At 67.6% G+C, this 13,782-nt stretch carries 14 protein-coding genes; 11 read left to right on the forward strand and 3 right to left on the reverse strand.

What is annotated here, in order from left to right; genetic code table 11:
• Positions 1–541: 541 nt before the first annotated feature.
• Complete coding sequence (locus tag Pmi06nite_RS10950; protein WP_203952816.1) at positions 542–1,228, reverse strand: hypothetical protein; 687 nt, start codon at positions 1,226–1,228, stop codon at positions 542–544.
• A gap of 167 nt (positions 1,229–1,395) precedes the next feature.
• Here Pmi06nite_RS10950 and Pmi06nite_RS10955 point away from each other — a divergent pair, with 167 nt between their 5' ends.
• From Pmi06nite_RS10955 to Pmi06nite_RS10970, 4 genes are all read left to right on the forward strand, one after another.
• A complete protein-coding gene (locus Pmi06nite_RS10955; protein ID WP_239113820.1) occupies positions 1,396–2,043 on the forward strand; it encodes a TetR/AcrR family transcriptional regulator in 648 nt (215 codons plus the stop codon).
• 59 nt (positions 2,044–2,102) lie between these two features.
• Entirely contained in the window at positions 2,103–3,062 is a 960-nt protein-coding gene (locus tag Pmi06nite_RS10960) for an LLM class F420-dependent oxidoreductase (RefSeq protein ID WP_239113821.1), read from the forward strand.
• Between the two features lie 67 nt (positions 3,063–3,129).
• Complete coding sequence (locus tag Pmi06nite_RS10965; protein WP_203952818.1) at positions 3,130–4,137, forward strand: CE1 family esterase; 1,008 nt, start codon at positions 3,130–3,132, stop codon at positions 4,135–4,137.
• Between the two features lie 135 nt (positions 4,138–4,272).
• Complete coding sequence (locus Pmi06nite_RS10970) at positions 4,273–4,872, forward strand: GNAT family N-acetyltransferase (protein ID WP_239113822.1); 600 nt, start codon at positions 4,273–4,275, stop codon at positions 4,870–4,872.
• Positions 4,873–4,893: 21 nt separating this feature from the next.
• Here Pmi06nite_RS10970 and Pmi06nite_RS10975 read toward each other — a convergent pair whose 3' ends face one another.
• A complete protein-coding gene (locus tag Pmi06nite_RS10975; RefSeq protein ID WP_203952819.1) occupies positions 4,894–5,658 on the reverse strand; it encodes a hypothetical protein in 765 nt (254 codons plus the stop codon).
• Between the two features lie 477 nt (positions 5,659–6,135).
• Between Pmi06nite_RS10975 and Pmi06nite_RS10980 the strand changes: the two genes are divergently transcribed.
• The 7 genes from Pmi06nite_RS10980 (at position 6,136) to Pmi06nite_RS11010 (ending at position 12,567) form a co-directional block, all read left to right on the forward strand.
• On the forward strand, positions 6,136–6,582 hold the full coding sequence (locus Pmi06nite_RS10980; RefSeq protein WP_203952820.1) for a YkvA family protein: 447 nt from the start codon (positions 6,136–6,138) through the stop codon (positions 6,580–6,582).
• 105 nt (positions 6,583–6,687) lie between these two features.
• Positions 6,688–7,413, forward strand: coding sequence for a DUF1684 domain-containing protein (locus Pmi06nite_RS10985; protein ID WP_203952821.1), 726 nt, complete (start codon positions 6,688–6,690; stop codon positions 7,411–7,413).
• 94 nt (positions 7,414–7,507) lie between these two features.
• On the forward strand, positions 7,508–9,034 hold the full coding sequence (locus Pmi06nite_RS10990; protein WP_203952822.1) for an ABC transporter substrate-binding protein: 1,527 nt from the start codon (positions 7,508–7,510) through the stop codon (positions 9,032–9,034).
• Positions 9,035–9,111: 77 nt separating this feature from the next.
• A complete protein-coding gene (locus Pmi06nite_RS10995) occupies positions 9,112–10,077 on the forward strand; it encodes an ABC transporter permease (protein WP_203952823.1) in 966 nt (321 codons plus the stop codon).
• Entirely contained in the window at positions 10,074–10,952 is an 879-nt protein-coding gene (locus tag Pmi06nite_RS11000) for an ABC transporter permease (RefSeq protein ID WP_203952824.1), read from the forward strand. Before Pmi06nite_RS10995 ends, Pmi06nite_RS11000 begins: the two co-directional genes overlap by 4 nt.
• Positions 10,949–11,779 carry an ATP-binding cassette domain-containing protein gene (locus Pmi06nite_RS11005; protein ID WP_203952825.1) on the forward strand — a complete coding sequence of 277 codons (831 nt, stop codon included), beginning with the start codon at positions 10,949–10,951 and terminating at the stop codon, positions 11,777–11,779. Before Pmi06nite_RS11000 ends, Pmi06nite_RS11005 begins: the two co-directional genes overlap by 4 nt.
• Positions 11,776–12,567 carry an ABC transporter ATP-binding protein gene (locus Pmi06nite_RS11010; protein WP_203952826.1) on the forward strand — a complete coding sequence of 264 codons (792 nt, stop codon included), beginning with the start codon at positions 11,776–11,778 and terminating at the stop codon, positions 12,565–12,567. Before Pmi06nite_RS11005 ends, Pmi06nite_RS11010 begins: the two co-directional genes overlap by 4 nt.
• On the opposite strand, the gene Pmi06nite_RS11015 is transcribed toward Pmi06nite_RS11010, so the two are convergent.
• Positions 12,564–13,763 carry an amidohydrolase family protein gene (locus tag Pmi06nite_RS11015; RefSeq protein ID WP_203952827.1) on the reverse strand — a complete coding sequence of 400 codons (1,200 nt, stop codon included), beginning with the start codon at positions 13,761–13,763 and terminating at the stop codon, positions 12,564–12,566. The genes Pmi06nite_RS11010 and Pmi06nite_RS11015 overlap by 4 nt on opposite strands.
• Positions 13,764–13,782: the final 19 nt, after the last annotated feature.

Genomic DNA, 13,782 nt, shown 5'->3' on the forward strand with positions numbered 1-13,782 from the left:
GCGTGATCATGCACACCTCCGGAGAGATTGCACCTGACCGGCGGCGATGTCGCCCGTGATCATGCACAGGTTCGGCCATTGAGTGGTTGAGCTGCGCGAACGCGATCCGTGATCATGCACAGGTTCGTGGTTTTCCCGGATGACCTGGGGAAATTCTCCGCGTGATCATGCGCGCTTTCGTGGAAGCACGTGCGGGCCAGGGCGTATGTGGTGCGTGATCATGCACTGGCTCCGGGTCGGCGATGCGTGCGAGATCTGATTATGTGTGATCAGACCGTGGGGACGCCTTGGACGCTGTCGGTGCATGATCACGGAACGCGTGTTACCAGCTCAGGTGGGCGCTCGCCGAATCTGCGCATGATCACGCCTGGCATCTTTCCTGGTCAGTTCGCTGATGTACGAACCTGTGCATGATCACGAATTGTGTTTGCGCAGCTCAACCACTCAATGGCCGAACCTGTGCATGATCACGCTCGGGGTTGGGGCTGGTCGGTGGCACATTTCCGAACCTGTGCATGATCACGCCGGATGGGGTGGGGGGTTAGCGGAAGAGGATGTCCCAGTGGGTGGGTTCGTCGGCGTAGACGTCCAAGGCTGAGGGGAGGCCGGGGGCCGGGGGCGGGCGGTAGAGGTCGGCGCCGTCTCCTCTGACCTTCCAGAAGCGGTACGTCTTGGTGATGAAGGAGTCGACGCACGTGTTGTGCGCGATGTCGACCTTGAAGCCGTGCCTGTGGCTGAAATAGCCCCCCGCGTGGCCCTTCTCGGTCCCCCCGGTCACGATGATCGGGCATCCGCTTGAGCGCTTCAGGTCGATGGCCTGCATGAGCGTGCCGTACCTGATGTCCTCCAGTGACGTGCAGGTGCGCCGGTCGGCGTCCACGCAGTGCCCGCTCGACTTCCAGCCGAGGCCGGCGGACAGGAGGTCGTGCATGGCCTGTGTCTGGTTCATCCGCACGGCCGTGATGGAGGTGTCCCAGGTTCGGATCGTCGCGCTGAACGTGCCCACCAGCGACTCGGAGACGGCCGGTGGATCGGCCCCGAGAGGCAGCGACGGAGGTTGCGGCGCCTCGGCGGTCGACCGGGGGGCGCCCGCCGCGAGAGGGACCGAGCTGACCTTGGGCGTCGGCGTCCGGGAAACAGGTGTCGCCTCACTCGGTCGTGCGAGCAGGAGCAGTGCGAAGGTGCATGCCGCACCTGCCAGGACCGACCATGACGGATGTATGCCCATGTGCTCCCCGATGGCTGTTCGCCTGTTCGTGACGGGGGAGCTCGCCATGATGATCGATGCCACGTTCCGGGCGCGGTCATTCCTGCCAGAGGCCGGAATTTGCCGGTGACCGTCGATCATGTGGATGGTCCATGACCGGACACGGGTGAAAGCCGTACAGTGACGAAGTGGCCGAGAAGACACGCCAGCTGATCGTCGATACGGCCCTTCGGCTGTTCAAGGAGCGCGGTTTCGAGGCGACGACCATGCGTGCGATCGCCGCAGAAGCCGGCATATCCGTGGGAAACGCCTACTACTACTTCGCGTCCAAGGAACAGCTCGTCCAGGCCTACTACGACCGGGCCCAGGCGGAGCACGAGGCGGCCTGCTGCGAGGTGCTGGCGGCCGAACGGTCCTTCGCCGGACGGCTCGGCGGTGTGCTCCGGGAATGGGTGCGGATCTCGGAGCCCTACCACGAGTTCGCCGTGAAGTTCTTCAAGCACGCGGCCGAGCCCACCAATCCGCTGAGCCCCTTCAGCCCGGAGTCGGCGCCCGCTCGCGAGTCGGCGATCGGCATCTACCGCCAGGTGGTCGACGGCTCGGAGAACCGCATCGACTCGGCGCTGCGCGAAGAGCTGCCCGAACTGCTCTGGTTGTTGTCGATGGGCATCGTGCTCTTCTGGGTCCACGACACCTCGCCCGAGTGCGAGCGCACCTACCGCCTGATCGACCGTACGGTCTCCCTGGTGGACAGGCTCGTCGCCTTGTCGTACCTGCCGGGTATCCGAGGGGTGACCAGGGATTTCATCGACGTGGTCCGAGAGCTGCGGGCATGATCCGCCAGGCATACCGGCCGGTTGGTAAGGTCAGCTGAAAACGACGTAAAGAGGTGGCCGTGGACCGCTGGGGCATCACGATTCCTTTCTTCGACGAGACGCTGAACGAGTCCAGGTCCCTCATCGCGGAGTTGCCCGAGTTGGGTTACACCGACGCGTGGTCGGCCGAGGTGAACGGCGCCGACGGATTCGTCCCGCTCGCCCTGGCCGCGGAATGGGCGCCCTCCCTCCGTCTCGGCAGTGCCATCGTGCCGGTGTCGACGCGAGGGCCCGGCCTGCTCGCCATGTCCGCGGCGACGATCGCCGATCTGGCACCCGGGCGGTTCGTCCTCGGAATCGGAGCGTCGTCGCCCGCGATCGTGGAGCGCTGGAACGCCGGAGTGTTCGTCAAGCCGTACGCGCGGACCCGCGACACGCTGCGGTTCCTGCGTGCCGCGCTGGCGGGGGAGAAGGTCTCCGAGCACTACGAGACCTTCGAGGTGAAGGGATTCCGGCTGGAGCGGGCGCCGGCGGTGCCGCCGAAGATCGTGCTGGCCGCGCTGCGTCCCGGCATGTTGCACCTGGCCGCCCGGGAGGCGGACGGCGCGATCACCAATTGGGTCTCGCCTCAGGACGTACGGAAGGTCCGGGCCGAGCTCGGAGAGCGGACCGAGCTGATCGCGCGCCTGTTCGTGATGGTCAGCGAGGACGCCGTCAGGGTGCGGGAGGTCGCACGGCGCATGCTCGCGGGCTACCTCACCGTCCCGGTGTACGCCGCCTTCCACGAATGGCTCGGCAGGGGCGAGGTGCTGCGGCCGATGCACGAGGCGTGGGCGGCAGGTGATCGGCAGGCCGCGGTGAAGGCGATCCCCGACGAGGTCGTCGACGACCTGATCGTGCACGGCGATGCGGCCACCTGCCGGGCCCGCATCAGGGAGTATGTGGCCAACGGCCTGGACACCCCCGTCCTCGCGCCGCTTTCCGGTGGAGACGTCCCGCTCGACCAGGCGGTACGGGAGTTGGCGCCGACGCTGGAGTAGCGCTCCACCACAGGAGCCCCACACGTGAGCCCCGACCCGGGGACGCCGACGAGACACGGAGGCAGGGATGCGGAGGATCTCGGCTCTCCTGGTGGCGGTGGGCGTCGCGATGACCGCGTGCTCGCCGCCCGCTCCCGAACGGCCGAAGCCCTCGCCGGTGCAGGCGGCGCGATCCGTCACCGGTCGGCCGTCCACAGGCTGTGGACAGCCGCCGCCCACCGGCGGCAGGAACCAGGTGACCGTCCACGGGACGCGCCTCGACTACCTGCTGAGCATGCCCGCGGGCTTCACCAACACGGCGCCGGCGCCCGTCATCCTCGACTTCCACGGGCTGGGATCCGACGCCGCACAGGAGAACGCGTATACGCGCCTGTCGATCGCCGGAGCGAACCTGGGCTATGTCGTCGTGACCCCCGAGACCGCGTCCGGCCTGGCGGGCTGGATCATCCCGGGCTTCGGCGGGGCCGCCGGGGCCCGGCCGGGTGACCAGGAGATCGAGGTGAAGGCGGCCGCGGCGCTGCTCGACCACATCGAGGCGAGCCTGTGCGTCGACCGTACGCGGGAGTTCGCCGCCGGCATGTCGAACGGCGCGGGAATGGCCGCCGCGCTCGTCTGCGGCCTCCATGGACGGCTCGCGGCGGTCGCGCCCGTCAGCGGCATCACGATCGCGAAGCCCTGTGCCCGCCCCACGCCCACCACGATCATCACCTTCCACGGGACGGCCGATCGGGTCGTGCCGTTCGACGGGGGGCAGGTGGGCCTGCCCGCCCGGATCGGCGGAGTCGAGGTGCCCGCGTGGCTGCGCGACGCGCGCCTTCCCTCGTTCGACACGACCGTCGACCGTTGGACGGAGTCGATGGGCTGCGGCCAGGGAACGCGGAGTGAGCCCGCCGGTGACGTCGTCCTGCGGACATTCCGCTGCGCCGGCGGCGCGACCGTCGAGGCGTACGTCGTCGAGGGCGGCGGTCACACCTGGCCCGGGGGCATCCCGCTGGCACGTCTCGGGAAGACCACGCGTCTCGACGCGACCGGACTCATTCTGCGGGCCTTCACCCGGCACCCGGCGAAGCGGTAGCAAGCATTTTAGGAGCTCATATCTCGGGATGACCTTCGACTGAGGCCGAGACGCACTCGAAGGTCTTCCAAGACGCAACACCTCATTCTCGCCCCTGTTACACTCGATGCCACGGTAATGCGCCATGGAATATGAATGAATGTTCCATTCGGCTCGCTCGTTCCACCGTGTGACGAATTCGAGAGTTCTCGCTTCCCGGGAATGGGTCAAATGGCAAAGGTTTCTCTGAGGCCGGTCCGTGATGAGGATGTGTCACTGTTCGAAGCCGAGATCTCAACTCCCGAAGGGGCGGGAGAGCATGCGTGGTTCGGATATCGCTCGTTCAACGGAATGAGAACGAAGATAGCCGAAGAGGGGCTTTTGGGGCCCGACTTGGGTGGACTCACGGTTGAGGCGGACGGTTCCGTGGCGGGCTGGGTGACCTGGCTGAAACACTATTGGGGACCTGAGATCACTTCGTGGAGCTGGTCCATCGGCATCACGATATTCGCTGCCTTCCGAGGGCGTGGCATCGGCACGGAAACACAGATCCAGTTGACCGAATACTTGTTCTTGCACACACGGGCTGAGCGTATTCAGGCGTTCACCGATGCCGACAACCGTGCCGAGCAGCGTGCACTGGAGAAGGCCGGGTTCCAGCGAGAAGGAGTGATACGAAATGCGCAGTGGCGAATGGGCGGCTGGCACGACCAGTGGCTTTATTCGATACTGCGGGAGAATTTCAACGACAAATAGGAGGGACGCCTCCCGGGGTGCTCACGCCCGGGGGTTCCTGGTACGGAAGGCCTTTATCGCGTCTTCCGTGACGCTGGGCAGACGATGCATGAAAGGGAACGTACGTTCATGTATGTCTCCCAGTCCGTCCATGACCTGAATTCTCACATCGAATCTCTCTAATTCCGCAAGTCCTCTGATGGTGAACCACGCGAACCTGCCGCCCTCCTTGTAGCTCGAGGCAGGTGGGACGGGGGCACCCTTCGTGTTCCATCGAAGAAAATAGTCTTCGCCGTCCTTCAGGCCACGCGAACGCAGTTGATCGTTGACCACGGCCAAAGGCACCCAGGAGCGCGAGTCGTTCATATCGAGTCGTCCGGCGTCCTCGTCGCCTTTGAATTCGACGTAATACTCGAATCTCTCGACCACGACCGTTCCCGGCCCCGCGTTGAACAACCAGAATCGCCATTGATCACTGTCCGGCTTGAACAGCCCGTCGGCATCGTCGATGGAAAAGCCGATGACCGGGCGCAGGACCCGGGCATATTGAAGACGAGCGATGAGGAGTCCGGTCGCCAGCACAAGGATGTTCGCAGTGGTCGACGTGTCCACCATGCTGAATCTGAACGGCCAGGACGTGAGCGATTTCTGGTCCATGTTGTGGCGGACGACTTCCCATATCAAATTGAAGGCGAATATCGCGATGGCGATCACGGGAAAGACGAAGAACAATCGCGAACGACGGATGGTTCTCTGGGCCCCGAATTCGTCATCTCCGGCCTGAGGCGACGGAGAGGTCTTGGCCATCCAGGGCCCCTTTCGCAATGATCAGGATGGAGTGCCGACGCTGAAGCGTGCCCGAGGAACCTAGTAATCAAATAAGCACATGAGGCATATGCCGTCAATGTCGACAGTGCCCTCGCATCGCCCTGAGGTGGGCCTCGAGCGGGCGCTGAAAGCGATAAGGGCGTCCCAAAACGGCGCACGTCATCCGGCGTCGAATGATCGTTGGAGATTTTCCCAGATGACCGCTCGGGCTCACATGCGTTGGATGCGAGGCTCTTGTCGGTCTACTCAATGAGAATTCCGCACTCGTGGCCGCGCCCCACACGCCACTGCGTTGTCGACTGACCCTTCCCTCCGCCCCGGTCGCGCATCCATCGGTATTCACGCCTGCCGCGACGCAGCGCCCTGCCGGATGCTTCCTGCCGGCTGGAACCGCGCGAACGCCCGCGACGTTAAAGGGATGGCAAAGGGGGCAGTTCATCTCCTGGAGGTGGCGGCATGGCGAAGGCGGGACGTGCGGCGGCGACGTGGCGTGCGTATCAGGAGGTGTCCCGGCCCGGTTCGCCCGGCCTGATGGCGCGGGTCAGGGCGCTGCCCAGGATGATCCGCGGTTCCATGAGGGGCGACTACCCCGGACTCTCCCGGAGCAAGTTGGGGATGCTCGGCCTGGCGGTGGCCTACATCATCTCTCCGGTCGACGTGATCCCCGACTTCTTCATCGGCATCGGCATCGTCGACGACTTCGGCGTCTTCCTCTGGCTCATGACCTCGCTGCTCGGTGCGAGCGGCCAGTACGTCCAGTGGGAGCGGGCTCGCATGTCCAGGGCCGGCGGCATCCCCAAGGGCGGAGTGCGCAGCCAGAGCGTGCACGACCAGAGCGTGCACGGCCATGATGTGCCCGGCCGCGGGACGACCAAGGGGAAGGGCCGCCGGGGGGTCCGCTAAAACCCCCTTTACGGGTCGGGTATTCTCGTAATCCTCGCTTTTGGTGCATTTGCGGCATCAGTGGCGAGAGTTGCCCGCCCCCGATCGAAGTGAGCCGTTCCCGCCATGTCCGCACTTGCCCCGGCATCCACCATCGACTCCGCGCGTGCGGGCTGGGACGCCTGGCGGGCCGCAAGGCTCGCCTCGGTGACCGCGCCCACGGGCAACCTGGCTCTGGTCGAGACCCGCTGGCTGCCGTCCGGCACGGAGGTGTCCCTCGAGGAGGCGCTCGACGGCCGGCCGGACAGCGTGACGGCCACCCGACTGGAGCGCAGGCACATCGGGACCGGCGAGCCCGAGCGGGGCATTCGCCTCTGGGACGCGGACTCTGCGGCGATCCGCCACTTCGACACCGTCGAGGTCTTCCCGTTCGCGCCCGAGTGGGTGATCGAGGCGACCTTCACACCGGTGTCCGAGGCGCGCGCGGTGCCCTTCGAGCACATCCGCGACAACGGCGGCACCCGTGACCTGGTGGTCCCCGGCGACATCACCTTCACTCTGAACGGCGCCTTCCACAACCTGAGCGCCTTCGACGACGACGGGACGTTGCTGCTGGTCTTCGGCGACCCGACCAACGGGCGGGTCACCTACGGAGGCGGCCGTTTCCTCCAGGTGCCCCGGGAGCCGGGCGCCGAGACGGTCGTCCTCGACTTCAACCAGGCCTATGTGCCGCCCTGTGGCTTCTCGATCCACTACAACTGTCCCCTTCCCCCGGCACAGAACCGCTTCGGCGTTCCCGTCGAGGCCGGCGAGAAGCTCCCCGTCTTCACCGGCGGTTTCCTTCCGCACTGAGGCCGCACTGAGGCCGCACTGAGGAAGACCGTCCCCGCATTCCCTCGCACCACCCGCACGGCAGGCGGCCGCACGGCCGCCACCAGGAGAAACAGTGAACAGGAAGACGACGTCGCTCATCGGCGCCGCCGCGGCGCTCGCCCTCGCCCTCACCGCCTGCGGCGGGACGGGCTCGACGAGTTCCGGTGGTGGCGGTGCGACCGCCGGCGCGTACGACAAGGACGCGACGATCCAGATCGGGTCCCTCTACGAGCCGCAGAACCTCGACAACACCGAGGGCGGAGGCCAGGGCGTCACCGAGGCGTTCAACGGGAACGTCTACGAGGGCCTGTTCCGGCTGACCGACGACGGCAAGGTCGACAACCTCCTCGCGCAGGACTACAAGGTCGGCTCGGACGGCCTCACCTACACCTTCACCCTGCGCGACGGCGTGAAGTTCCACTCCGGCAAGGCACTGACGTCGGCCGACGTGAAGTACAGCATCGAGAAGGTCATCGCGCCCGACTCGCAGTCGGCCCGCAAAAGCAGTTTCGCCGGGATCAAGAAGATCGAGACGCCGGACGACCACACGGTCACCGTCACGCTGGCGAGCAAGTCGATCTCGTTCGTCTACAACCTCAGCTACGTCTGGATCATCAACGACCAGGCGAAGAGCCTCACGACCTCGGAGGACGGCACCGGGCCGTACAAGCTGGGGACCTGGAAGCGCGGCTCCACGCTGAGCCTGGACCGGTTCGCGGGCTACTGGGGCACGGCGCCGACCAACAAGCAGGTCGTGTTCCACTACTTCACCGACGCGACCGCGCTCAACAACGCCCTGCTGACCGACGCCGTCGACGTCGTGACCAGCGAGCAGAGCCCCGACGCGCTGGCCCAGTTCAACGGCAACCAGAACTACAAGGTCAACAACGGGCACTCGACGACCAAGCTGCTGCTCGCCTTCAACGACAGGAAGGCGCCGTTCGACAAGCCGCTCGTCCGCAAGGCGATCACCTCGGCGATCGACAACAAGAAGCTGCTCGACTCCATCTGGGGCGAGTACGGCACGCTGATCGGCTCGATGGTTCCGCCCACCGACCCGTGGTACGAGGACCTGACGAAGGTCAATCCGTACGACCTGACCCTCGCCAAGAAGGAACTGACGGACGCGGGCTACCCCAACGGGTTCGAGTTCACCCTCGACACCCCGAACTACGACCCGCACCCCACCGCGGCGACGTTCATCAAGTCGGAACTGGCCAAGGTCGGGATCACAGTGAAGATCAACATCATCACCGCCGACCAGTGGTACACGAAGGTCTACAAGAACCGCGACTTCGCCGCGACGATGCAGGAGCACGTCAACGATCGCGACGTCGTCTGGTACGGGGATCCCGACTTCTACTGGGGATACGACAACCCCCAGGTGACCGATTGGGTGAAGCAGGCGGAGGAGTCGGACACCGCCGACCAGCAGACGGCCCTGCTCAAGAAGGCCAACGAGCAGATCGCCGCCGACGCGGCCAGCGACTGGCTCTACCTCTATCCGCAGATCGTCGTGGCGTCCTCGTCGCTGTCGGGCTACCCGCTCAACGGGCTCAACTCGCAGTTCTACGCCTACGGCATCAAGAAGAGCGCCTGACGGATCCCGCCCCGGCCGCCGTCCCGTACGGCAGGCCGGGGCGGGCCCGTCACCGCCCGCATCACGATCGGACCTCCATGACCGCCTACCTGTTGCGCCGGACGGCGTTCCTCGTCGTCTCGTTGCTGCTGGCCGCGGCGGTGTTGTTCCTCCTGCTCCGGCTTCTGCCGGGCGATCCGGCGAACTCGCTGCTCTCCGTGGGCGCCACTCCGGACCAGATCGAGGCCGCCCGCCACCAGATCGGCACCGATCGCCCGCTGCCGGAGCAGTTCGTCTCCTGGCTGGGGCAACTGGCCACCTTCGACCTGGGCGAGTCGTTCGTGAGCACGCTCCCGGTCGGCCCGGAGATCGCCGCGAGGCTCGTCGTCACGGTCCCCCTGACCCTGCTGTCCTTCGTGCTCGCCGTCGTCGTGGCCGTGCCGGTCGGGTTCGTCGCCGCGCACAAGGCGAACACCTGGTACGGCTCGATCCTCAGCGGGGTGTCGCAACTGGGGATCGCGGTACCGGTCTTCTGGGTCGGGATGTTGCTGATCACCGTGTTCTCGCTCTCCCTCCGGGTGCTGCCGGCCGGAGGATTTCCCCAGGACGACTGGGCCGACCCGGCGAAGGCGCTGACCTCGCTGACGCTGCCGGTCATCACGGTCGCCCTGGTCATGTCGGCCTCGCTGATCCGCTACGTGCGCTCGGCCACGCTGGACGTGCTCGGCAGCGACTATCTGCGGACCTCCCGGGCGCTCGGCTCCTCCTTCGCCCGGGCGATGTGGCGTCACGGCCTGCGCAACGCGGTCGTGCCCGTCATCTCGATCCTGGGCATCGAGTTGGCGAGCACCTTCCTGGGAGCGGTGGTCGTGGAGAGCGTCTTCGCCCTGCCGGGGCTCGGCGGCATGCTGGTGAAGGGGCTGGCCCAGCATGACTATCCGGTCATCCAGGGCATCTTGTTCGTCAGCACGCTCGTGGTGCTGGTCATCGGGTTCGTCGCCGACCTCGTCCAACGCCTCATCGACCCGAGGCTGCGCCACTCCCTCGCCAGGGACGCCCGATGAGCGTCGAACAGGCCGTCGTCGGCGCTCCCGAGGAAGACGGCGCGAAGACCACGCCTCGTCACGTGTCCAGGTCCGTGACGCTCACGATCGGCTGCGTGCTCGTCGGCGTGATCGTGATCGTCGCGGTCGTCTCGCTGTTCTGGGTGCCGTTCGCTCCTGAGGACACCTCGGGCCGGCGGCTCATGCCTCCCGGCCTGCCGCACCTGCTCGGAACCGACAAGCTCGGGCGCGACCTGCTGACCCAGCTCATGATCGGCGCGCGGATCGCCCTCGCGGCGGGGGCGGGATCGGTCCTGCTCGGCGGAGTCATCGGGATCTCCGCCGGCCTGGCGGCCGGGTTCGCCACCCGGTGGCTGGACGACGTCGTCTCGGCGCTCCTGGACATCCTCATCGCGTTCCCCACGCTGCTGCTGGCGATGCTCGTCGCCGCGACGCAGGCGGCGTCCCTCACCTCGGCGATCGTGGCGATCGGGCTGGCCATGTCGGCGATCGTCGCCCGGCTCACCCGGGTGCTCGTCAAGCGTGTGCTCGCTCAGGACTTCATCACGGCCTCGCGCACGTCGGGGACGTCATGGCCGCGTGTGGTCATCGAGCATGTGCTGCCGAACATCTGGCCCACGTTGTCGGTCAATCTGGCGCTCCAGTTCGGCCTGGCCGTACTCGCCGAGGCGAGCCTGTCCTACCTGGGGCTCGGTGCTCCGCCGCCGAACGCGTCCTGGGGCCGCATGTTGCAGGAGGCGCAGGCGAGCGTCTTCATCGCCCCGGTCGGCGTGATCGCCCCCGGCGTCCTCATCGTCGTGCTCGTCATCGGGGTGAACCTGATCGCGGACGGCTTCCGCGACGTGGCCGACCCCACCAGGAGGAGGCGCCGATGAGCCTGCTGGAGGTCTCCGGGTTGCGCGTGCGCTCGGGGGACGGCCGTGACCTGATCTCGGACCTGTCCTTCACGGTGGACGCGGGCGGGCGGTTCGGCCTGATCGGGGAGTCGGGGTCGGGCAAGTCTCTGACGGCTCTGACGATCATGGGCCTCCTGCCGCCGGGGATGACCGCGTCGGGCAGCGTGGCCCTCGACGTCCCCGGCATGGGGCGGACGGAGATCGTCGGAGCGGGCGAGCGGCTGCTGAACCGTCTGCGCGGACGGGCCGTGAGCGTGGTCTTCCAGGAGCCGCTCACGGCCCTGGATCCGCTGATGAGGATCGGCCACCAGGTGGCCGGGCCGCTCAGGCGCATCCAGGGGCTGCGCGGCCGGGCCCTGCGGGAGGCCGTCACGGCCGCGCTCGAGGAGGTTCGACTGGCCGAGCCCGGCCGGATCGCGAAGGCGTACCCGCATGAGATCTCCGGCGGCCAGCGTCAACGGGTGGCGATCGCCATGGCGCTCGCCTGCCGCCCCGCGCTGCTGATCGCCGACGAGCCGACGACGGCGCTCGACGTGACGGTGCAGGCCGAGGTCCTCGCGCTGCTCGACGGCCTGGTCTCGGCCCACTCGATGGCGCTGCTGTTCATCAGCCACGACCTGGCGGTCGTCTCGGGGATCACCGACCACGTCCTCATCCTCAAGGACGGCGTCGCGGTGGAGTCGGGCGCCGTCCTCGACGTCGTGAACGGACCACGTCACCCGTACGCCCGGGAGTTGGTGGAAAGCGCGAGGGAACTCGACGCCGCGCTGGACCGGCTGAACGCGCCGGATGGGGGGACACGATGACCCCGATCATCGAGGCCCGGGAGGTGGGCTTCGCCTACCGCCGGTCGGCCGCCGTGCTCACGGACGTGTCGGTCGGCGTCATGCCCGGAAGGGGCGTGGCCCTGGTCGGCGAGTCGGGGGCCGGCAAGACCACGTTGCTGCGCCTGCTGCTCGGGCTCACGCGCCCGACGACCGGGCGGATCCTCTTCGACGGCACGGCGCTCGAACTCGGTGACAGGGCACGGATGCGGAGCTTCCGGCGCGACGTCCAGACGGTCTTCCAGGACCCCTACTCCTCGCTCGACCCGCGTCAGAGCGTCGCGAGGATCGTCTCCGAGCCGCTCCGCTCGCTCGGCCTGCTGAAGGATCTGCCGCGCCCGGCCAGGAGGGCCGCGGCCGGTGAGCGCGTCGCCGCCGCGCTCCACGCGGTCGGGTTGCCCGCGGACGCCGCGGGCCGATATCCCCACGAGTTCTCCGGGGGGCAGCGGCAGCGGGTCGCCATCGCACGCGCCATCGTGTGCGAACCGCGTGTCCTTCTGGCGGACGAGCCGGTCAGCGCGCTCGACGTCTCGACCCGCGTGCGCGTCGTCGACCTGCTGGCCGAGTTGCGGGAGACGCGTGGCCTCACCGTCGTGATGGTGTCGCACGACCTCGCCGTGGTGGCGGCGTTGTGCCCGCAGGTGGCCGTGCTGGAGCGGGGACGCGTCGTGGAGCAGGGCGACACCGCCGCCGTGCTCGGCTCTCCCCGCCACCCCTACACGCGGCGGCTGGTCCAGAGCGTGCCCCGGCTGCCCGCCAGGCCCTCCTAGAGCTCCTCCATCCGGAGCCAGGCCCGGGACGGCAGGGGATGCCCGAACAGGCGTGCGGCGTTGCCGTACGCCACTCTCGCGACGTCGGCGGGGGGCAGGATGCCGAGGTTCTGCGCCACCGTCTTCTGGGTGTCCGGCCAGGTGGACTCGGCGCGGGGATAGCCGCTCTCCAGCAGGACGTGCTCCATGCCGACCGCCATCCGCACGCCGCCGAGCGCGTTGTCGTCGAGCGTCCCGAAGAAGAAGTTGCGCCGGAGCACCTCGCTGGGCTTGAGGCCGCCCTCCCAGGTCGTCTCGGCCGCGACCGGATGGTCGAGCGCGTAGTCTGCCCGCTCGGACAACATCGGCAGCCAGCCGACGCCCCCCTCCGCGATCAGGATGCGCAGGCCGGGGAAGCGCAGGGGCACGCCGGACCAGAGCCAGTCGGCGCAGGCGAACATCGCGCTCGCCGGGATCAGCGTCGTGATCGCCTCGATCGGGGTGTCCGGCGAGGGCACCGGCGCCCATGACGACCCGCCCGTGTGGAGGCAGACGACCGTGCCGGTCTCCTCGCAGGCCGCGAAGAACGGGTCCCAGTGGCCGCTGTGGATCGACGGGAGCCGCAACCGGGTGGGGAACTCGGGGAACACCACGGCCTTGAACCCGCGTGCGGCGTTGGCCTTGATCTCCTTGGCCGCGATCTCCGGGTCGGGCAGCCAGGGGAGCTGAAGCGCGATCATGCGCTCGGGATAGGTCCCGGCCCAGACGTCCACGTGCCAGTCGTTCCAGGCCTTGACCAGGGCCAGGCCGAGGTCCTGGTCGCGGGTCCTGGCGAACGGCATGCCCGCCTGGGTCGCCAGCATCCCGGGGAAGGACAGGGCCGCCCAGATCCCGGCGCGGTCCATGTCGGCGACGCGCGCCTCGATGTCGTAGCAGCCCGGGCGCATGTCCTCGAAGCGGACGGGGTCGAGCGTCCACTGCTCCTTGGGCAGGCCGGCGCCCACGTCGAGCCCCGCGCAGGGGTAGGTCGCCCCGCCGTACCGCCACACCTGGTGGCCCGCGTCGGTCTCGACGACCTTGGGCGCGAGGTCCTTGTACTTGTCGGGCAGCCGGTCCTCGAAGAGATCGGCCGGCTCGATGAGATGATCATCGGCCGATATGATCACGTAGTTCCGCTTCCTCGGCTCCGGGTCGGTGTCGGTTTGCGGCGTAGTCACGGTAGTAAACCGTAAGGCC

It is taken from the genome of Planotetraspora mira, from assembly GCF_016863275.1.
In the GTDB taxonomy this organism is placed as follows: domain Bacteria; phylum Actinomycetota; class Actinomycetes; order Streptosporangiales; family Streptosporangiaceae; genus Planotetraspora; species Planotetraspora mira.